The organism is Campylobacter sp. RM16188 (genome assembly GCF_012978795.1).
Taxonomy (GTDB): Bacteria; Campylobacterota; Campylobacteria; order Campylobacterales; family Campylobacteraceae; genus Campylobacter_A; species Campylobacter_A canis.
Genome location: NZ_LIWQ01000020.1, coordinates 1 through 20,474, shown reverse-complemented (window position 1 = coordinate 20,474; position 20,474 = coordinate 1). Strand labels below are relative to the sequence as shown.

General features: G+C 39.1%; 25 protein-coding genes. 12 read left to right on the top strand and 13 right to left on the bottom strand.

All coding sequences use genetic code 11. The annotated features are described in order from the left end of the window. The 13 genes from CDOM16188_RS10460 to CDOM16188_RS10400 form a co-directional block, all read right to left on the bottom strand. On the bottom strand, positions 1–158 hold a 158-nt coding region (locus tag CDOM16188_RS10460), incomplete at its 3' end, for a DpnII family type II restriction endonuclease (protein ID WP_283956686.1). 14 nt (positions 159–172) lie between these two features. After that, positions 173–355 carry a DpnD/PcfM family protein gene (locus CDOM16188_RS10455; RefSeq protein WP_169943194.1) on the bottom strand — a complete coding sequence of 61 codons (183 nt, stop codon included), beginning with the start codon at positions 353–355 and terminating at the stop codon, positions 173–175. Next, a complete protein-coding gene (locus tag CDOM16188_RS10450) occupies positions 345–1,049 on the bottom strand; it encodes a hypothetical protein (RefSeq protein WP_172201997.1) in 705 nt (234 codons plus the stop codon). Before CDOM16188_RS10450 ends, CDOM16188_RS10455 begins: the two co-directional genes overlap by 11 nt. 98 nt (positions 1,050–1,147) lie before the next feature. After that, positions 1,148–4,423 (bottom strand): carbamoyl-phosphate synthase large subunit, encoded by a 3,276-nt coding sequence (carB, locus tag CDOM16188_RS10445; protein WP_172201995.1) that lies wholly within the window; start codon positions 4,421–4,423, stop codon positions 1,148–1,150. Beyond that, entirely contained in the window at positions 4,423–5,178 is a 756-nt protein-coding gene (gene mreC, locus CDOM16188_RS10440; RefSeq protein WP_172201985.1) for a rod shape-determining protein MreC, read from the bottom strand. The genes carB and mreC overlap by 1 nt, the downstream gene beginning before the upstream one ends. After that, positions 5,168–6,205 carry a rod shape-determining protein gene (locus CDOM16188_RS10435; RefSeq protein ID WP_169943190.1) on the bottom strand — a complete coding sequence of 346 codons (1,038 nt, stop codon included), beginning with the start codon at positions 6,203–6,205 and terminating at the stop codon, positions 5,168–5,170. Before CDOM16188_RS10435 ends, mreC begins: the two co-directional genes overlap by 11 nt. Positions 6,206–6,220: 15 nt before the next feature. After that, positions 6,221–7,453 carry an ATP-dependent Clp protease ATP-binding subunit ClpX gene (clpX, locus tag CDOM16188_RS10430; RefSeq protein ID WP_172201983.1) on the bottom strand — a complete coding sequence of 411 codons (1,233 nt, stop codon included), beginning with the start codon at positions 7,451–7,453 and terminating at the stop codon, positions 6,221–6,223. Beyond that, on the bottom strand, positions 7,453–8,241 hold the full coding sequence (gene lpxA, locus CDOM16188_RS10425; protein ID WP_170018837.1) for an acyl-ACP--UDP-N-acetylglucosamine O-acyltransferase: 789 nt from the start codon (positions 8,239–8,241) through the stop codon (positions 7,453–7,455). The genes clpX and lpxA overlap by 1 nt, the downstream gene beginning before the upstream one ends. A 27-nt stretch (positions 8,242–8,268) precedes the next feature. After that, positions 8,269–8,715 carry a 3-hydroxyacyl-ACP dehydratase FabZ gene (gene fabZ, locus CDOM16188_RS10420; protein WP_169973535.1) on the bottom strand — a complete coding sequence of 149 codons (447 nt, stop codon included), beginning with the start codon at positions 8,713–8,715 and terminating at the stop codon, positions 8,269–8,271. Between the two features lie 122 nt (positions 8,716–8,837). Beyond that, positions 8,838–9,911, bottom strand: coding sequence for an epoxyqueuosine reductase QueH (locus tag CDOM16188_RS10415; protein WP_172202001.1), 1,074 nt, complete (start codon positions 9,909–9,911; stop codon positions 8,838–8,840). A 270-nt stretch (positions 9,912–10,181) separates the two neighbouring features. Then, entirely contained in the window at positions 10,182–10,985 is an 804-nt protein-coding gene (locus tag CDOM16188_RS10410) for a DUF2971 domain-containing protein (RefSeq protein ID WP_172201981.1), read from the bottom strand. A 98-nt stretch (positions 10,986–11,083) separates the two neighbouring features. Continuing rightward, positions 11,084–12,043: a tRNA (adenosine(37)-N6)-dimethylallyltransferase MiaA gene (locus CDOM16188_RS10405; protein WP_172201979.1), complete on the bottom strand. Its 960-nt coding sequence runs from the start codon at positions 12,041–12,043 to the stop codon at positions 11,084–11,086. Continuing rightward, a complete protein-coding gene (locus CDOM16188_RS10400) occupies positions 12,040–13,242 on the bottom strand; it encodes an FAD-binding oxidoreductase (RefSeq protein WP_172201977.1) in 1,203 nt (400 codons plus the stop codon). Before CDOM16188_RS10400 ends, CDOM16188_RS10405 begins: the two co-directional genes overlap by 4 nt. A gap of 94 nt (positions 13,243–13,336) precedes the next feature. Here CDOM16188_RS10400 and mqnP point away from each other — a divergent pair, with 94 nt between their 5' ends. The 12 genes from mqnP to CDOM16188_RS10340 form a co-directional block, all read left to right on the top strand. Continuing rightward, positions 13,337–14,203, top strand: coding sequence for a menaquinone biosynthesis prenyltransferase MqnP (mqnP, locus tag CDOM16188_RS10395; RefSeq protein WP_172201975.1), 867 nt, complete (start codon positions 13,337–13,339; stop codon positions 14,201–14,203). After that, positions 14,200–14,715, top strand: a complete 516-nt coding sequence (locus CDOM16188_RS10390) for a hypothetical protein (RefSeq protein WP_172201999.1) — start codon at positions 14,200–14,202, stop codon at positions 14,713–14,715. Before mqnP ends, CDOM16188_RS10390 begins: the two co-directional genes overlap by 4 nt. Further along, positions 14,708–15,220 (top strand): hypothetical protein, encoded by a 513-nt coding sequence (locus tag CDOM16188_RS10385; RefSeq protein WP_172201974.1) that lies wholly within the window; start codon positions 14,708–14,710, stop codon positions 15,218–15,220. Before CDOM16188_RS10390 ends, CDOM16188_RS10385 begins: the two co-directional genes overlap by 8 nt. A gap of 139 nt (positions 15,221–15,359) precedes the next feature. Next, positions 15,360–16,328 (top strand): GTP 3',8-cyclase MoaA, encoded by a 969-nt coding sequence (gene moaA, locus CDOM16188_RS10380; RefSeq protein ID WP_170018830.1) that lies wholly within the window; start codon positions 15,360–15,362, stop codon positions 16,326–16,328. A 37-nt stretch (positions 16,329–16,365) separates the two neighbouring features. Then, a complete protein-coding gene (locus CDOM16188_RS10375) occupies positions 16,366–17,127 on the top strand; it encodes a 7-carboxy-7-deazaguanine synthase QueE (protein WP_172201972.1) in 762 nt (253 codons plus the stop codon). After that, on the top strand, positions 17,128–17,709 hold the full coding sequence (locus CDOM16188_RS10370) for a 6-carboxytetrahydropterin synthase (protein WP_172201970.1): 582 nt from the start codon (positions 17,128–17,130) through the stop codon (positions 17,707–17,709). Continuing rightward, positions 17,709–17,897, top strand: a complete 189-nt coding sequence (locus CDOM16188_RS10365; protein WP_169973551.1) for a hypothetical protein — start codon at positions 17,709–17,711, stop codon at positions 17,895–17,897. Before CDOM16188_RS10370 ends, CDOM16188_RS10365 begins: the two co-directional genes overlap by 1 nt. Next, positions 17,897–18,310 carry a hypothetical protein gene (locus CDOM16188_RS10360; RefSeq protein WP_172201968.1) on the top strand — a complete coding sequence of 138 codons (414 nt, stop codon included), beginning with the start codon at positions 17,897–17,899 and terminating at the stop codon, positions 18,308–18,310. The genes CDOM16188_RS10365 and CDOM16188_RS10360 overlap by 1 nt, the downstream gene beginning before the upstream one ends. Continuing rightward, entirely contained in the window at positions 18,307–18,963 is a 657-nt protein-coding gene (locus CDOM16188_RS10355; RefSeq protein WP_172201966.1) for a 16S rRNA (uracil(1498)-N(3))-methyltransferase, read from the top strand. Before CDOM16188_RS10360 ends, CDOM16188_RS10355 begins: the two co-directional genes overlap by 4 nt. 88 nt (positions 18,964–19,051) lie before the next feature. Beyond that, a complete protein-coding gene (rpmE, locus tag CDOM16188_RS10350; RefSeq protein ID WP_169943174.1) occupies positions 19,052–19,252 on the top strand; it encodes a 50S ribosomal protein L31 in 201 nt (66 codons plus the stop codon). Positions 19,253–19,256: 4 nt separating this feature from the next. Further along, positions 19,257–20,069, top strand: a complete 813-nt coding sequence (rsmI, locus tag CDOM16188_RS10345; RefSeq protein ID WP_172201964.1) for a 16S rRNA (cytidine(1402)-2'-O)-methyltransferase — start codon at positions 19,257–19,259, stop codon at positions 20,067–20,069. A gap of 35 nt (positions 20,070–20,104) precedes the next feature. Then, the coding region (locus CDOM16188_RS10340) for an RNA methyltransferase substrate-binding domain-containing protein (protein WP_301538612.1) at positions 20,105–20,474 on the top strand (370 nt) is incomplete at its 3' end.

Sequence of the window (20,474 nt, the reverse complement as noted above, 5' to 3'; positions counted from 1 at the left end):
TCATTTTTACCAAGCAGAAAGTTAAGAGTATGAAGCTTTATACAAACTGATTGCAAATTTTTATCGCACTTTTCAAAGTCGGTAAAATAGCTCAAATTCGCATTAGTTTTCTTAAGCAGTCCCAAAAACTCGTCAAAATTCGTTACATTTGGCCCCATTTAAAACCTAAATTTTAGATTTCAGGCTTAGATTGCTCTTTGGCTTCAAACTCCACACAATAAAAATCATCCGCACTTAAAACCACTTCGCATTTCTCGTAAGCTGATTTTACGATCTTACGTGCAACTTCCTTATTTTTAGCTTTAACAAAGATCTTTTTTACAAGAGTCTCGGTGATTTGTACTTCAAATTCCAACTTGCACCCTTAAATTTTCTTTTTCATATAGATTTACTATGCTATCATAATCTACAAAACGCACGCTACTTGCTATACTTTCATATATCGATGCGCCTATTACGCTTTCAAATTGTGCTCGTCTATTTTTATTAGCCACTATAAACATCTTAGCGTTAAAGTCTTGAAGCTCGTAAAATTTATTAAGAGAATTTTTAAAATCGGTGCTATGTTCTACCTCAAAAAACGAATGAGGCAGCTTGCGCTCGTTAAACCATATCGCATCGATAGTTTTGGCAAATTTTATAATTTTCGGATATGAAAATTCATAAATTTCGCTAGTTGTAGCTACTTCGTGAAGCTTTTTATCAACAAACAATCTATTTTTATCTTGTGGTGGTATATAGGTATGAAAATTTCTTAAATTTCCAATTTGTGTGATAATGCCTTGAAAATAAGAGTGAGTAAATTCGCTCTGTGTCGCAATTTCTTTTAGGTTAAATTTTGATAAAATTTCATCTTTGAATGCGCTAAGCCCCCAAAGCCCGGGCTGAATTTTAAAAAACTCTTTATTTGTCTGAACTATCCTGCGTATCGTAGCAAAAGGCGTTTTAGTCTGCCACGAACTAACGTCGGTTAGCCTATAAAGCTGAGAAAGAGTGGCTAAATTTCCGTTTTCCAGCATAGCTTGTATGACAAAATCTTTTTGCTTCATAGTAATTTATAAATTCTCCAAAATCAGCCCATAAATTTAACGGCTTTAATCCTATTTTTTAAAATATCGGTAGGCGAAATCAACCTGCCAAGTTAGATTTACCCCAAATACTCCTGCAGGCTTTTTACTTCAAGAGCAGAGCCGTCTTGAACGCTTCTAATTGATTTTGCAGCAGCAAGAGCGGCGGCGATAGTGGTAAAATAAGGAATTTTAAAGCGCAAGATATTTTGGCGAATTTTCTTTCCGTCCTCGGCATTTGATTTGCTATCGCTGGTATTTATCACAAGCGAGATATCGCCGTTTTTAAGCCTGTCCTCGACACTTGGACGACCTTCACTGATCTTATAGACGAATTCGGCCTCTATACCGCTATCTGCTAAAATTTTATGCGTTCCGCCGGTGGCTATTATCTTAAAGCCCAGATTTATAAGCTCGTTTGCAAGAGATGCGGCATAGATTTTATCGTTATCCGCAAGTGTTAAAAAGACCGTTCCGCTAGTTGGCAATGAGTTGTTAGCGGCGATTTGAGATTTGGCAAAACTCTTTGCAAAATCATTACTTATACCCATAACCTCGCCCGTACTTTTCATCTCGGGACCAAGTATCAAATCAGCTCCGCTTAGCTTATTGAAAGGAAATACCGCCTCTTTTACGCAGACGTGATTTTTCACGCGTGGCTTTAAGATACCGTCTTCTTCAAACACCACTTTGTAACTGTCATAAAATTCAAGAGCTTCGCGCAAATTTCCCTGCCACATTACGCGTGTTGCGACTTTTGCCATAGGAATTCCCGTAGCCTTGCTTACAAAAGGCACGGTGCGGCTTGCGCGAGGATTTACTTCGATCATATAAAGCTCGCCCTCGGCATCGTTTTGATCGCTTTTATAAATAGCAAACTGTATGTTCATAAGTCCTACAACGCCTAAATTTAGAGCTATATCGCGAGTTTGAGCTTCAACCTTTTTTATCATCTCGGCGCTTAAACTCATCGGCGGCAGTATGCACGCGCTATCGCCAGAGTGAATTCCCGCCTCTTCGATATGCTGCATGATAGCTCCGATATAGACATCTTTACCGTCGCATATAGCGTCCACGTCAAGCTCGGTCGCATCTTGAAGAAATTTATCAAGCAGTACCGGGGAGTTATTGCTAACCTTAACCGCTTCGTTCATATATTGCTTTAACTCATCTTCGCTATGCACGCGCCTCATGGCTCGTCCGCCAAGCACGTAGCTAGGGCGCACAAGTACCGGATAGCCGATAGCGTTAGCTTTTTCTATGGCTTCTTTCTGACTGGTTGCAGTGTCGTTTGTAGGCTGTTTTACGCCGATTTTATTTATAAATTCGCTAAATTTCTTTCTATCTTCGGCGATATCTATAACCCTCGCGGTAGTGCCTATAATCTTAGCTCCCGCTATACTTAGGCGCTTAGCGAATTTTAGCGGAGTTTGACCACCAAAATGCACGATCACCCCATCGGGTTTCTCGCGCTCGATGACTGAGCGTACATGCTCAAAATCAATCGGCTCAAAGTAAAGTATATCGCTCGTATCATAGTCGGTTGATACCGTTTCGGGGTTGCAGTTATACATGATGGTTTTTACGCCAAGATCTCTTAAAGCGTAGCTTGCATGCACGCAGCAGTAGTCAAACTCTATGCCTTGACCTATGCGGTTTGGTCCGCCGCCTATGATCATAACTTTTTTGGACTTGTCCAAATTTTCATCGCTGTCTATTTTGGTTACATTGGTAGTAGAGTATAGATAAGATGTGGTTGATTTAAACTCGCCTGCACAAGTATCTACTTCGTTGTATTCAAGCCTAACGCCCATCTTTTCTCTAGCGAAATATATATCGTTTTGGCTTAGTTCAAGATTGTCTTTTAAATTTATCAGATGAGCTATCATCTTATCGCTAAAGCCCATGGTTTTAGCCGTGCGAAGCAGATTTTCGTCATTTAAGATATCCATATCGATCTTATCTTCAAATTCCACGATTTGACGAATTTGATCCAAAAACCAAGGATCTATCTTGCTAAATTCATTCACCTCTTGCATGCTAAATCCGTCTCTAAAAGCTTGAGCTATGTATAAAATTCTACTTTCATTTGCATTTCTAAGTCCGTAAATCAGGTCGTTTCTGTCTAAATTTAAAAAATTAAACCCGAAATAATCCTTCTCCATAGAGCAAAGCGCCTTTTGGATACTCTCTTTGAAAGTTCGTCCTATCGCCATAACTTCGCCTACCGATTTCATAGCGGTGCCAAGATGCGGATTTGATCCGGGGAATTTCTCAAAGGTAAAGCGAGGAATTTTAGTGACGATATAATCAATCACAGGCTCAAAGCTAGCAGGAGTGCCCGTGATGTCGTTTCTGATCTCATCTAGGCTAAATCCGACCGCAAGAAGTGTGGCAACCTTAGCTATAGGATAGCCCGTAGCCTTGCTAGCAAGTGCAGAGCTTCGGCTAACGCGCGGATTCATCTCGATAACTATCATGCGACCGTCTTTTGGATTTACCGCGAACTGAACGTTGCTTCCGCCCGTATCTACGCCGATCTCACGCAAAATTTTAAAGCTCGCGTCACGCATCACCTGATACTCTTTATCCGTTAGAGTTAAAGCCGGCGCAACCGTTATGCTATCGCCCGTATGAACGCCCATCGGATCGAAATTCTCAATCGAGCAGACGATAATGCAGTTATCTTTTCTATCTCTGATAACTTCCATTTCATACTCTTTCCAACCAAGCAAGCTCTCCTCTACTAAAATTTCATGTATCGGGCTTGCATCAAGTCCCGCTTGGGCTAGCTCTTTGAATTCGTCGATATTATAAGCCACACCGCTTCCCGCACCTCCAAGAGTATAGCTCGCGCGGATAATAATAGGAAAACCTATCATTGATGCCGCCTGCATAGCGTCTTGCATGCTGTATGCGTAGTGGCTCTTTGGAAGATCCATGCCGATTTTTATCATAGCGTCTTTAAACGCCTGTCTGTCTTCACCCTTTTTGATAGCTTCGGGTCTTGCACCAAGGAATTTAACCCCATCAAGCATGCCCGATTCATAAAGCTCCATGGCTACATTAAGAGCAACTTGCCCGCCCATAGTAGGAAGTATGGCATCGACCTTTTCTTTTTGTATTATTCTTTTAATGCTTTCTTTCGTTATAGGCTCTACGTAAGTTGCGTGCGCAAAATCCGGATCCGTCATTATGGTAGCCGGGTTTGAGTTGATAAGCACAACGCGGTAGCCAAGCTCTTTTAGCGTCTTAGCCGCTTGAGTGCCCGAGTAGTCAAATTCGCAAGCCTGACCGATCACGATAGGACCTGAGCCGATCAACAAAATAGTATTTATATCTTCTCTTTTTGGCATTATTTTTCCTTTATAACAACATACAAATATGATGGGATGGTAACTTTTGCGTATGGTTCGACCAAAACGCTTTTATACAAACTCTCTTCTATAACTTTTGTAACTTTTCCTACCGAAATTCCGCTAAAAAATATCCCGTCAAGCCCGCTTGTATAGACCTCATCGCCCTCTTTAGGATGAAGCCACTGTGGGATAAATTTGATAATAAGTCCGTTTTTATTTCCGTGAGCTATGCCTGGAATTTTTTCATTGCCTATATAAACGGCAAATATATTTTTGGGGTCGTTTTGTAAAAGCGCCATAGGCCTATCGTCTTTAGAAACTACGATACCCGCACTTTTGCCCTGATAAATAAGTCCGTAAATTTTAGAGCTATTAAAATCCTCAAATTTATCCAGCCAAATTTTATTATAATCGCTTATATTAACATAACTTAAAGCGCGAACGAGCTGAATTTTCGGCTCATAGACGCTTGAGTTTTTATCAAGTAAAATTTCATTTAATTCATTTGCGAAATTCGCCAGCAAAACGGCTGATTTTTCAAGCTCCGCATTTTGAGCCCTGAGGGATAAAATTTCTTCTTTTTGCCTAAAATACTCATTTATCCTATCTCTTATAAAATTAACGCTATCATCGTAAATTTTAACGATAGAGCTATTAAAATTTATAACTTCCTTGGTGATAAGCTCGCTCTTATAAAGAGAAGCCGACACCAAAAAACCAATTATAAAAACAAATAAAATTTTACTCTTCATTTGTTAGCTGCTGAAGCAAGCCGATCTCTTCAAGCGCTCTGCCCGTGCCTCTTGCAACCGCCATCAAAGGCTCGTCCGCGACAAATACAGGAAGCTTCACGATGTCGGCTAGATACTTGTCTATACCTCTTATCAAAGCGCCGCCGCCGGTTAGCACGACGCCGTTTTCTACGATATCGCCCGCAAGATCAGGCGGCATCATCTCAAGCACGGTTTTTAAGGCATCCGCTATCTCTTTAAGCGGCTCTCTCATCGCCTCACGTACATCTTCGCTGGTTAGCTCTATCCTGCTTAAAAGACCGCTTATCTGATCGCGTCCTTTTACTACGATTGAAAGCTCTTGAGGAAGCTGGATGGCAGAACCGACGCTTATTTTGATATCTTCACCGGCTCTTTCACCGATTAGAAGATTGTATTTTTCTTTTACGTAATTTACTATGCTCGTATCTAGCTTATCGCCTGCGGTTCTAATTGATTTACTTATAACCAAGCCGCCAAGTGAAACTACGCCGATTTCAGTTGTTCCGCCGCCGATATCCACAACTAAATTTCCTTGCGGCTCGCGAACAGGCAAATTTGCTCCTATTGCCGCAGCCATAGGCTCTTCTATCAAAAAGACCTCCCTAGCGCCCGCACTTAGAGCGCTTTCACGAACAGCTTTTCTTTCAACTTGAGTTAGTCCGTAAGGAACGGATATGATGATACGGGGGCGGATGAAGCTTTTGCGTCTGTGAGTCTTTTCTATAAAATACCTTATCATCTTTTCAGTCATGTCAAAATCCGCTATAACGCCGTCTCTCATAGGTCTTATCGCCTCGATATCCCCAGGAGTCTTACCGACCATATCCTTGGCCTCGTGCCCTACGGCTAAAATTTTTTGCTTACCGTATTTTTCACGCTGCACGGCGACAACCGAAGGCTCGTTTATGATGATACCTTTATCTTTTACTAAGACAAGCGTATTTGCCGTGCCCAAATCTATACCCATATCACTTGAGAAAAATCCAATAATTTGATCTAAAATCATCTTCTACCTTTTATATTATGCACTTAGTTTGTTTTGTTTGACTAAAATCGGCTTAGCATCGCCGTTTACGACATCTTTTGTTATCACTACTTCATATCCGCCAAGCTCCGGAAGCTCATACATGATATCTATCATAACCTCTTCCATTATACTTCTAAGACCTCTTGCCCCGGTCTTTCGCTCTATGGCAAGCCCCGCAACTTCCTTAAGCGCCTCATCGTCAAATTTAAGCGTTGCTTTATCAATAGCAAAAAGCTTTTGATACTGCTTTAAGATAGCGTTTTTCGGCTCGGTAAGAATTCTTACCATATCATCTTTGGTTATCTCGTTAAGCGTTGCGACTACATGAAGTCTTCCGATGAGTTCTGGAATAAGTCCAAAATGCACCAGATCATCAGGCTCAAGTAAATGCAATAAATTCGACCTCTCCTCTTTGCTACGTTTATCTTGATTAAAGCCAAGCACGTTTTTGCCTATCCTGCGCTCAACAATATCGCTAAGCCCGTCAAATGCGCCGCCGCAAACAAACAAGATGTTTGAAGTATCTATCTGGATAAACTCTTGATTAGGATGTTTTCTGCCGCCTTTTGGAGGGATATTTACAACGCTTCCTTCGATTATCTTAAGAAGCGCTTGCTGCACGCCTTCACCCGAAACATCGCGCGTTATCGAGCGATTTTCACTCATTCTGGCTATCTTATCGATCTCATCTACAAACACAATCCCCTGCTCGGCTCTTTTTACATCGCCGTCAGCCGCCTGAAGCAGTCTTGTTAAGATGTTTTCCACGTCTTCGCCCACATATCCGGCCTCAGTTAAGCTTGTCGCGTCGCAAATCGCGATAGGCACGTCAAGAAATTTAGCCAAAGTCTGAGCCATCAGCGTTTTACCGCTTCCCGTAGGTCCTACAAGCAAGATATTTGACTTTGAAATTTCGGTATCATCCTCAATCTCGCTCTGTTTGAAAATTCTCTTATAGTGGTTATAAACACCTACGCTAAATACCTTTTTTGCCTTATCTTGACCGACTACATAACCGTCAAGCACCTCTTTTAACTCTTTTGGAGTCAAATTTTTATAATCATGCTTTAAAATTTCTTCGCTTTTTTCAAGGCTGGTATCGCCATAAATCATATTGTAAGCGGCATTTATGCAGTATTCGCATATGAAAGCGTGTCCTTGTATATCAGACAACAACCTTCTGTCGTTTGACTCGACTTCGCCACAAAAATTACACTTTTTCGCCATTATTCTCTTCCTTTTGCCAGCGGAATTCCCCGCGTCGTGCTTAGTATAAATTCGCACATTTTTTTTACATTTTCGTTGTTTTGAGTTTGCATAAGCTCGCCTGCAGCCTCTTTTAACCCGCCTTCGTGTCTAAATAAAAATTTATAAGCCCTATTTATCTCTTCTACATTTTCTTTATCAAATCTTCTGCGAATTCCAACCAAATTTAGCCCTCTTATGTAGGCTCTATTGCCCTCGGCTAGGCAAAACGGCACTACATCTTGACTAAGCGCGCTTGCGCCTGCGATCATGCAGCTTTCACCGATTCGCACGAACTGATGCACGGGAGTTAGTCCGCCGACTACCGCAAAATCTCCCATCTCAACGTGTCCGGCCAAAGTAGCGTTGTTTGCTAGGATTACGTTATTGCCGATTATACAGTCATGCGCGATATGACAATACGCCATGATAAAGGCACTATCGCCGATCCTAGTTAGCCCATCGCCTTTATGCGTGCCCGAATTTATCGTGCAAAATTCACGGATTGTGGCATTCTTTCCTATGCGCACGCCGGTATCGCTTTCAGGCTTGTAGCTGATATCTTGAGGTATGTCGCCTACGATCGCGTAGCTGTAAATTTTACTAAAGTCGCCTATGTGCGTATCTCCCACGATCCTAGCGCCCTGCTTAACCAGCACGCCGTTACCAAGCACCGCGTCCTTTCCGACATAGGCATAGGCTTCGATTGTCGCGTCTTCGCCGATCTTGGCACCGTCTTCTATGACCGCCGTTTTATGGATATTTTTCATCAAATTTCGCCTATTTATCAACTTTTCTTACTTATCAACTATCATGGCTTTTAACTCCGCCTCGCAAGCAAGAGTTCCGTCCACATAAGCCTTGCCGTCAAGAACCCAGATATTTCCCTTGTGTTTTAACACTTCAAGGCGGTACTCCAGCCTGTCGCCAGGGCGGATCGGATGGCGAAATTTAGCGCGATCTATGCTCATAAAATAGACAACTTTATTTTCAATGCCCGCCTGATGTTCATCGCTCATACTCTTAAACGCGAGCACTCCGCCCGCTTGAGCCATGCCTTCTATTATCATTACGCCCGGATATATCGGATGATCGGGGAAGTGTCCTTGGAAAACCGGCTCGCCGATCGTTACGTTTTTATAAGCCACTATGTGCTTTGCGGGCTCGATTTCTACGACTCTATCGATGAGTAAAAACGGATATCTATGCGGAAGTATCTTTTGAATTTGCATTATGTCTATCACTGCTAAGCCTTAATTATTAAAATATAGACCCGATTTTAGCTAATTTTTGCTAAGAGAAAGATTATTGAGTTGAATTTTAGCTTTTTAAGCAGGAAATTTTAAGCCGAATTTTAAGCATTAATTCACTCTAAAACCAAAATTTCCCTGCTGTCGTTATAAGTTACGCTTTTGCCATAAATTTCATATCTGCCCTCTAAAATTTGATCAAGCACGATTATTGGATTTTGGCTAAAATCCCCGCAAATTTCTCGTCTTAAATTTAGCTCAGCCTCCACGCTTGGCGGATTTTTGCAAAGCTCGCTAACGCTAGTGTATTTACGCCCCGTAATTTCATTAAATTTGGCTAAATTCATCATCGTTATGCCGTCTCGAAGCTCGTCAAGCAGATCTTTTGCCTTGCTTACGCTAAATTTCACGCTTGCACGCTTAAAATTTGAATAAAGCAAAAAATAGCTAGGCGCAATTTCGCCGCCAACTTTCACAAATCCCCTAAGCAGTCGGTAGTTTAAAAAATACTTGCGCGAAAGATGAAATTTCACGCCCTTTTCTTCGCACTCTCGCACTCTTTTATAAAGCTCAAGCCGCTCTTCGATGCTGCCTAGTAAAACGCGTCCGTTTATCTCGCTTGCAAGCTCACTTAACGGCAAATTCTGCGCCTCTCGCTGCTTACTAAGACCAAAGATACATCCGCAGTAATTTTGATGATAGAGCCTGTCTTTTTTAGCTAGCTCAAACTGCTCGTTCGTGCCGCCGTTTTTTCGGTAATCAACAGCCACCGCTTCAAGCTCATAGCCGCTTACCGCCTCTTTTAGCGAAGCTTCAAGCTGGCTAAAATCCTTCTTTGGACTCATTAAAAGTGTCGTTGTAACGGACTTTTGCCCAAGCTCAATCGCCTTAGCGGCCGAGCTTCCCACGCGAAAATCAAAGCAGTATTTGCAGCGCTTGCCTTTTTCAGGCTCATCTTCAAGCCCTTTAGTTCCTGCAAGCCAGCTTTCATAGTCGTATTCTCCGCATATAAGCTTAATATCCATTGTGTCGCACGAGCGCTTAACGTCCTCGTAACGCATCAAAAATTCGCTATAAGGATGGATGTTTGGGTCATAAAAATAGCCAATCAGCTCCTCATCAGGAAAGTCCTCGCGCAAACGGCGCAAAAAGTAGTGGCTATCGACGGAACAGCAGATATGAACTAAAATGATTTCTCCTTATTTGACTAGCTTAGCAATTATGCAGGATTTAATATGAAATCCAAGCAAATTTACAATAAAATTGTAATTTGTTTTAATTTAAAGTTATATTTTTATATAAAATAGCACTTTTCATAAGCAAAGAAATCTCAGTTTATGATATACTTCTTTTTATTTAAAAGGACCGTAATAACGCTAAACATCAATCGCTAAAATTTCTAAAACATCTTAAAAATTCTCTCATGATTACGCTTTTTGATATTTTATCTATACTATTTGTCAAAACATTTCATTAAATTCGATTTTTTTTGGTTCATCGGAATATCTTGTCCTATAGGACCAAATTTCAGGCAATTCATATTCGTATTTGCCGCTATCCTTTAATAATCCTAAGATTTGTTTTGCTACTTTTTTGATATTTTCATCAAAATCCATTTTTTCTATTTCGTCATTTGTTACGACTCTGCTCGCAAATTTTTTACCCAATGTTATGCGCTTGATTATTATAGGAAGTTTTTTATCATTTAAAATCACCCTATATTCACCTTCGTATTTCCAACAACACTTCTTTTTGCTTAGCAGTTCTTGCACAGTTTTCATATCGATATGTTCTGTATTGCTTAAATTTCTAAAATCATACCTTGTATCACCGTATTTCATGCAAATTAAAGTTGGCTCTTTGCTTGTAATATTTTCAGTATCTATCTTGAAGTCTATTTTAACACCACAGTGAGCATTTGCATAATGCGCCCACATCAAATCTTCGCAAAAGTAATCACATTTTCCATAAGAAAATGAGCAAATATGCGCTCGTTTTTTCATATGACGAATTTGGTTGATTAAATGTTGATATTCTTCAGATATATAAAATACACCTTCATCAATATCATTAAACGCTTCAAAATTTGGCGCATACAACTCACTATTTTTTAAAATTTGCCCAAATCTAGAGTTAGATTCAAATTTCTTGCTTTTTATATCACCATTTAGTCCATATATCATATCTCCTGCATTATGACAAAGCGGTCTAAATTTAGAAAATACCAAATCTTTCATATCTTCTTTTTTACAATTTATACACATACAATCCTCCTATTTCTTGAAAAAATAATTTAAATTTATATAATTTTATTAAAAATTCTTAATGGCAATTAAGCCAAATTTTATAAAAACACAATAATTTATTCCTGCAAAAACTCTCTGATCTTAGCCTTGCACTCGTTGATAGAGCCGCTAAATTTATCCTCAAATTGCGAGCGATTAAAAGTGCGCTGACGTTTGGCAAGCTGAGCCGTATGCGTTGAAATCAGCTCAAAAAGCTCGCTTTCATTGATCTCGCCTCTTAAAAACTCACCGCACTCTTTAAGCCCGATTGACTTAAGCGGTTTTGGCTCGCTAGGATACTTTTCAAAAAGAAATTTCGCTTCAGCTAAAAGCCCTTTTTCAAGCATATTTTTGGTGCGAATTTTTATGCGCTCACGCAAAATTTCTTTGTCCCAAACTATCTCAAAAATCTTTAAATTTGAGATGATAGGCTCATAAGTATTTTCTTGCAAATAAACACTTGGAGCGGTTGAAATTTGCAAATTTTGCACCGTCTTACCCTGCACGATTTTAATCAAATTTTCAAGCTTAAACTCTTGGGCGGGATTTTCGGTCTTTAAAATATGAACGTAAATTTCAAGCCATTTATTTAGCCTATATGTGTCATTTTGGCTAAATTTAGAAGCAAAAACGGGATCTATCTTACTTGCAAATTCGTAAATTTCAGCGTTACTAAGTCCGCTTTCAAGTTTATCAAATTTCGGCGAAAGTCCCGAGATTAAGGATTTTAGATAAAATCCGCTTCCGCCCGTTATAAATAAATTTTTCCCGCTTTCTAACGCAAATTCGCGGGCTTGCTTATAAATCTCAAAAAACATCCCTACGTCAAAATGTTCGTTTGGATATATCAAATTTATCCCAAAATGCCTCACGCTAGCAAGCTCTGCCTCGCTTGGCTTTGCACTTGCGATATTGATCTCTTTATAGACGCAAAGCGAGTCAAGACTTAAGATAATGCCGTGAAACTCGCTTGCAAGCTTAAGCGCAAGATCAGTCTTACCGCTTGCCGTAGCGCCTATGATAGCAAGTTCTTTCAAGCGTAAATTCCTGAAAAAAGCAGCACGTCATCGCTATTTTCATTTGAGACGCCACGCACTATCATATCGGTTAAAATTTGAGAAACGCACGGAGCAAATAGGCTCTCATTTAGCCCAAAACCGCTTATATAAAGCAGATTTTTATAACTCTCATCGCGTCCAAATATCGGCAGAGAATTTGGCGTAAACGCTAAATTTTTAGCCTTAAAAGTCGGATTTTTAAGCTCAAAAAATGAAGTATACGGCTTTAGCTTGGCTAAATTTTCATTTATCTCTTTTATATCCACAAGCGCATCTTTTGCATTTATTTGAGGCTTTGTAACGATGTTTACAAGACCGTTTTTAGCATCTATATTCAATCCGAAATCATCAATCATAAGCGGCATTTTAGGCGATATATCCTCATTTGCTTCAAAACTTACTTCATAAATTTTCGCACTAATGAGATCGAAATTCACGCCTAATTTTTTAACCAAATTCTTATCATCTCCGCTTGCTTGGATGAAGCTGCCTGCCTCATATCTGCCAAGCCTTCCGATTACCGATCTTACGCCATCTGCACCAACTTCGTAATCAACGATCTCATCGGTTATAAAAGCAACTCCGCTTCGCTCTAAAAACGCTTTTAAATTTTCATATAGTTTTTGCGCGTCCAGTCTTGCGTTTTTCTTTAAATTTAAAGCTCCTTTTACGCCGTTTTTAACAAGACCCAAAGTATTTTCGTCGCGTATATCTAAAATTTCGAAATTTTCATCGTTAAATTTTATATTTTCAAGCATGAATTTGTATTTTTTATCGTCAAAAAACACAAGCGCTTCGCCTCTGTTTTCAAATTCAAATTCCCCTATTTCGCTTGCTAAATTTTGGTAAATTTCATAGCTTTTTAATCCGTATCTACGAGTTAAAATTTCAAGCTTTTTGCTAGGTCTAGTTTGATTTACGCTAAATTTTAAAAGCCAGTTTAAAAACGCTTTATCGGCTAAATTTTTAAACCCCACAAAGCCATCTCCTCTGGCGAATTTTAAAACCTCGTCAAACAAACTTCGATGTGCGCCTAAAAATAAATTTAGCGTATTTAAGCCGTTAGTTTCAGGCTTTTGCGATTTAGATACCACGCTTACGCTAAGAGAGTTTTTAACACACCAATAAGCGCTAAAAAGCCCTGAAATTCCGCTTCCTATAACCACTACGTCTTTCATAGGTTTTCCTTTAAATTTATCTTGAGCGGCTTAATTTTAGCAAATTTTTGTAATTTAAGATAAAATAACGCCAAACTTAAATTTATGGAAAAATATGCAAAAATTTCTGACGACACTAAAAGATATCGGCGAACTAATCGTATTTAAGCACTCTATTTTTGCGCTTCCATTTATCTTTACGGCGATGATAGTTGCAAGCAAACAGATAAATAACTCGGCTTGGTTTGGCTGGAAGCTGTTGATTTTAGGCGTAATCTGCGCGGTGAGTGCCAGAAATTTCGCAATGGCTTTTAACCGATACATGGACGAGGATATCGACAAGCTAAACCCTCGCACCGCAAATCGTCCAAGCGTTGACGGACGCATAGGCAGGGGGAATTTGCTTGTTTTTATCATCGCAAATGTGGCGATCTTTGTTATAGTCGCTTGGCTTATAAACGATCTTGCATTTTGGCTATCTTTTCCGATTTTAATCATTCTTGGAGGATATTCGCTCTTTAAGCGCTTTAGCGAGCTTGCGCATTTGGTGCTTGGTTTATCGCTTGGTTTAGCTCCGATCGCAGGAGCGGTGGCGATAAGTGCGAGCATACCGCTTTGGAGTGTGCTGCTGTGCCTTGGGGTGATGTTTTGGGTGGCGGGATTTGACCTGCTTTATTCGCTTCAGGATATGGAATTTGATAAGCAAAAGGGGCTTTTTAGCATACCTTCGATTTACGGGCAAAAAGCTACGATGTTTATCTCCGCACTTTTTCATGTAAATGCGGTTTTGTTTTGGTTGCTCTTTGCTTGGGCTGCAAATTTGGGCGCTTGGGCATTTGTTGGGGTTTTATTAAGCGGAGTGATTTTATTTGCCGAACACAAAATCGTTCGCAAGGATTTTAGCAAGATAGATAGAGCCTTTTTCACGCTAAACGGCTATCTTGGAATTATGTTTTTTATATTTATATGGATAGATTTATGAGGCTTTATCCTGCAAATTTAGATATCGTTTTTGAAGAAATTTTAGATAGAAAAGATGAATTTGCGATTGAATTCGATAAGCTAAGCGGAAGCGAGGACGATCCGCTAGGACAGTGGCTAAAGCGCGCTAAAGCAAGGGGCGAAACCAAAGAGAGCGATCAAGTATTGCTAACGCTAATAACCGAACTTCACCGCAAATTTGACGAGCTAAATGCGTATTTGAAAAACGAAAAAATTTCAAAGCTTGAGCTTAATGAAAGCTCGGTGATAGAGGGCATAGGCTTTGAAAATTTTGCGATAAAAGAGGCTAAATTTAAGCCAAATAGCAATTATTACGCTAGAATTTCAATGCCTATATTTCCAAAACGCGATGTGGCGATATATTTTGAAGCGGTTGATGAAAAAACGGCAAGGATAACCAGAATGCACGAAAGTGACGAGAGCGACTATAACGGCTATGTAACCGCTAGAGAGCGCGTGATGATACGCGAATTAAAGGGAACAAATGGATAATGAAATCTTAATTTACGGCGGATTTGGCTTGGTTTTACTCATTCTTTTTATACTTATATTCGTAAAAGACGCCGAGGCTTCAAAAAAATTCTCTCGCTATGAAAAGGTAATCGAAAGTATCATACAAGAAAATCACCTGATAAAAAAACAGCTTAAAAATATAGAAACCTCAGGCATCGCAGATCTTGACGCAGAAGAGATAGAAGGTAGGCTAGAACAAAGACTAAACAACGTAATAAACTCTAAAATAACGCCTATCATTAAAACTTTACAAAGTATCGAAGAGTCAATAGGAAATTTTCAAGTCGAGCAGCAAAATAGGCTTTATTCTCTTGAAGAGCGCACAAAAGATATAAATAAAATTTCATCTTTTGGCGAGGAAAGCGACGAGATGCGTATCATTGATCTATACAACACCGGCAAAAGCATAGAGAGCATAGCTAAAAGTTTACGAGTTGGAGTCGGTAAAGTCGAACTAGTGCTGAAATTAAACAGACTTATTTAATATAATAAATGTTAATCACACATATAAAATATAAAAAATAAACATCACAAAAATAGGTCAAATTTAAAAAAAAATAAAGCTAAGCCACATATAATACTCATAAATTTTGCTCAATTTTTGAGCGGTTTAAGGGTAAAAGATGTTAATAGACGGGCATGGACGAGTTGTTGATTATCTGCGCATTTCAGTAACGCAACGCTGTAACTTTAGATGCAAATACTGTATGCCAAAAACCCCTTTTGAATGGACACCAAAAGAGAATTTGCTTAGCTTTGAGGAGCTGTTTTTATTTGTTAAAGTCGCAATCGACGAGGGTGTAAAAAAGATACGAATAACAGGCGGTGAACCGCTTTTAAGAAAAGATCTTGACAGCTTTATAAGGATGATACACGATTATAAAAACGACATAGACTTAGCCCTTACTACAAACGGCTACATGCTAAAGCACTACGCAAGATCGCTTAAAGACGCGGGACTTAAAAGACTAAACATGTCACTTGATAGCCTCAAAATCGAAAAAGCTAAATTTATCGCGCAAAAAAGCGTGCTTCACGAAGTTTTGACAGGTTTTGAAGCCGCACTTGACGCAGGACTTAAAGTAAAGATAAACACAGTCGCGCTAAAAGGCGTAAATGACGATGAACTGGTAAGCTTGCTTGAGTTTGCAAAGAGCAGAGGTTGTCAAATTCGCTTTATCGAATATATGGAAAACATGCACGCAGACGACGAGCTTAAGGGCATGAAAGCGGCTGAAATTTTAGACGTTATCGGACAAAAATATAAAATCACAAGCGATGGCAAGCTACCTACAAGCCCTGCTAGTATATATATGCTTGAGGACGGATATAAATTCGGCATCATAGATCCGCATAAGCATGACTTCTGCGAGAGTTGCAACAGAATTCGCTTAACAGCTGAAGGGTTTTTGATACCGTGCTTGTATTTTGAAGATGCTATGAGTATCAAAGACGCCGTAAAAGCGGGAGATGTAAAGGGCGCAAGCGAAATTTTACGCAAGGTGCTTCAAAACAAACCCGAAAAAAACAGATGGGAAGCGGGAGTTGCAAACGAAACTTCAAGCAGAGCCTTTTACCAAACAGGTGGCTGAAATTTGATATAATCTCGCCAAATTTGAAAGGTAAAATTTGGGTTTAAATTTGGTCGAGAGCTTTTTAAGTATACAAGGCGAGGGCGAAAGTAGCGGCAAGCTCGCCATATTTTTACGATTTGCGGGATGTAACTTAACCTGCAAAGGCTTTGGCGTGAGTAAAATTTCGCCAAAAACCGGCGAAGAGCTAACGGGTTGCGACACTATTAGAGCTGTTTACACAAGCCACTTTAAATACGAAAATTTAACCTATCAAGAAATTTTAGCACTCGTTAAAAAATACGATCAAAATTTACACCAAAAGCCTATCGTCGTCATAACCGGCGGAGAGCCGCTTTTACATCATAAAAACGAAGATTTCATAAATTTGGTGCGAAATTTGCTTGATGAAAAATACAAGGTGCATTTTGAGACAAACGGCACGATTGAGATCGATTTTAGTAAATTTCAGATTTATAAAAACTGCACTTTTGCCATAAGCGTCAAGCTCAGCTCAAGCGGTGAAAACAAGGCCAAACGCATAAATCAAGCGGCTTTAAAAGCTATAAAAGAAAATGCAAAAGAGAGCTTTTATAAATTTGTGATAAATAAAGAGATGATTCAAAGCGCACAAGCGAAGACTGAAATTTTTGAAATCCTTGAAATTTGCGATAATGACGTTTTTTGCATGCCGCAAGGTTATGATAAAATAAGCCTTGAAAACAATGCTAAAAGCGTAGCTGAATTTTGCATAAAATTTGGCTTTAACTATACGGATCGCGTTCATATAAGACTTTGGGGCGATAAGGACGGAGTTTAAATGATAATTAGAAAACTTTTTAAATTTGAAAACGCTCACATTGTGAGATTTTGTAGCTCAAGAAGATGCAGAACAAGCATTCACGGGCACTCTTATAGGGCTGAAATCCTACTTGAATCAAATTTCTTAGACAATGCGGGCATGGTTTATGACTTTGGTTTGATGAAGCAAAATATCAAATGTCTAATCGACAGCTTTGATCACACAACCACGCTTTTTAGCGGTGATGATAAAGAGTATCTAAGCGATATGAAAAAGCATTCAAAACGCTGGATAGAAATTCCCGTAAATCCTTCAGCAGAGCAGTTTTGTAGGATATTTTTCGTGCTAATCGACAGACTTTTAAAATCAACCGTTATGCAAAACGGCGAGCGAGAAGTAAAAATCCACAGCGTAATCGTCCATGAAACCGACACGGGCTACGCGCAGTGCTTTAAAGATGACGCATATAACGCCAAAATGGGCGAGATAAATTTAAAAGATATTATATTTTCGCCTGAAATCATAAGCGAATGGGATGATAAAGATCTCTTTGATAAGATAAAACTCGGGCAAAAAATCATAAATCCAAAGGAGATATGATGAGGCGAATTTTTTGGATTTCGGCTTTGATTTCGGCACTGTTTTTCACAGGTTGCGAGGATGAAAAAAAGCAAATTTTACTTGATCTAAACGAAGCTCCTCCAAGCGATGTGCCGATTGCTGCGCCTGATGCTAACGTAACCATAGATGAAAATTTACCGCCTGAACCGGTAGTCGAAGGGAAATAATGGAATTTAATGAGAGTTTAAAAGAGCTTTACGAAATGGCGCTTAGCCTTCATTTGGCGATTGCCGTTATATTAATAGCACTCATAATTATACACTTTTGCCTTATAGAATTTGGCGTAAATTCGCCATCTTATGCAAAGCGAATTCGACTTTTCTTGCCGACTTACTATAGCTTTTTAGCGGCTATGCTTTTAACGGGTCTTTTATTGATGAGTGTTTTTTACTTTCATTTAAGCTTCAGAGCGGTAGTGATGATAGTCGTTTGGGTACTTTTAATCGGACTTGGCGCAATGGAGTTTAAAAAATTAAAAGTGGCCATGAGGAGTAAAAATTTTATAGATTTTAGAAAAAAGATGAGATTTAAAATTTTACTTGATCTTGCCTTGGTTTTAATCGCAAGCGGTGTGAGATGAAATTTCTTTATTCAAGGCAGGCGGGAGAGGAGCAAATTTGCCTTCAAAACGAGCAGTTTTTACATCTTAAAGCAAGGCGAGCAAAACTTGGCGAGCGAATTGACGTTAGAAATTTAAAAGACGGACAAAATTATATATATGAAATTGTAAATTTAGATAGAAAAAGTGCCGAGTTATCGCTGGTTTTTAAGCATAGCCTAGAGGACGAGGAGCTGAATTTCAACCTTGGCTGGGCTATCATAGATACTAAAGTGATAGAAAAAACTCTGCCTAGCTTAAATGAAATCGGAGTTAGCAAGCTTATATTTTTCTACTCCGATTTTTCTCAAAAAAACTTTAAAATCGATAAAGATAGGCTTGAGAGAATTTTAATAAACTCTTGCGAGCAATGCGGACGAAATTCTCTTATGCAAATTGAAATTTATAAAAATTTAGATGAGGTTTTAAACTCTTACAAGGATATTGCGCTAGTTGATTTTGGCGGAGAAAATTTTGAAAATTATAAGCAAACCGAGCTTTTAATCATTGGTCCGGAAGGCGGATTTAGCCAAATCGAGCGTGAAAAAACAGGTAAAAAATACAGTCTAAATTCTAAAAATATACTTCGGTCGCAAACTGCGATTTTAAGCGTTGCGGCAAAGGTTTTAGTCTAAATTTGATTTTTAAAAAGTTTTTTTGTATAATCACGCCTTACTCTATGAACGAAACAGATAATAAAATAGGCTATAAAAAGGATAAAAAATGAAAAAAGAGATTCATCCGGAATTTGTTGAGTGCAAAGTAACCTGCGCTTGCGGCAATACTTTTACGACCAAATCAAACAAAAACGAAATCAGAGTAGATATCTGCAACGAGTGTCATCCATTCTTCACAGGAAGCGAGAAGATAGTCGATTCTGCAGGCAGAGTTGATAAATTTAAGAAAAAATATAATCTGAAATAATACTTTGCTCTATTTTATTCCTACTCCAATAGGAAATTTAGAGGACATTTCACTTCACGCATTAAATATTTTGCGTGAATGTGAAGTGATGTTTTGTGAAGACACAAGAGTTACCAAAACTCTCATAAATCTATTAAATTCTCGCTTTAATACAGATATCAAGATAGAAAAATTTATCTCACTTCACTCTCATAACGAAGCTCGAATTCTTGCAAATTTAGATACAGAAATTTTCAAAAAAACTGTTGCTTATGTAAGCGATGCTGGAATGCCAGCAATTAGCGATCCGGGAGTTGAATTAATAAGATTTGCGATAAAAAACAATATCGAGTATGAAGTATTAAGCGGTTCAAGCGCTCTACTTTTGGCGGTCGTGGCAAGCGGGTTTTGCGATAAGGAATTTACGTTTTTAGGCTTTTTACCAAACACAGGCAAAGAACGCACAGTAGCGATACAAAATGCGCTTAATTCGCCCTATCCGGTCATCATATACGAAAGTCCCAAAAGAGTGCTTGCCCTAGTGGAGCAAATAGCAAATTTAGATCCGCAAAGAGAGCTTTTTGCGATCAAAGAAGCGACTAAAAAATTTGAAACCAAATTTGGCGCAACCGCAAAAGAGTTAAGCCAAATTCTTAAAAGCTCCAATTTAAAAGGCGAGTGGTCTATAGTCATTGACAAAAGCCCACATCAAAGCAACGAAAAAATAACCATAGAAGATATCGCCTCTCTTGATATACCTCCAAAAACCAAGGCAAAACTAATCGCCAAAATCACTGGCGAAAATGTCAAAAAAATATATGAAATTTTGACTAAATAAGCTAAATTTTACTGATTTTTAGCTATTATGAGCCGATGATTATATATGGAAAACAGCTATTTTTACACATAATAAAGCGCTACAAAAAAAGCGTCAAAACTATCTACCTTGCAAAAGAGTGCGATAAGGCTACCTTTTCGCAAATCGCCTCGGTAGGAGCGCCTATCAAGCGAGTGGATAACCAAAAAGCCCAAGCTCTTGCACGCGGAGGTAACCATCAAGGATTTTTAGCCGAAGTTGAAGAATTTAAATTTAAGCAATTTGACGAGCTGAAAAAGAGAAATTTTATAACCGTTCTATACGGACTTAGTGATATAGGAAACATAGGCGCTATCATCAGAACCGCTCACGCCTTGGGGTGTGAGGGAGTGATAATCATAGCTAAAAATCTTGCGATAGAAGGCG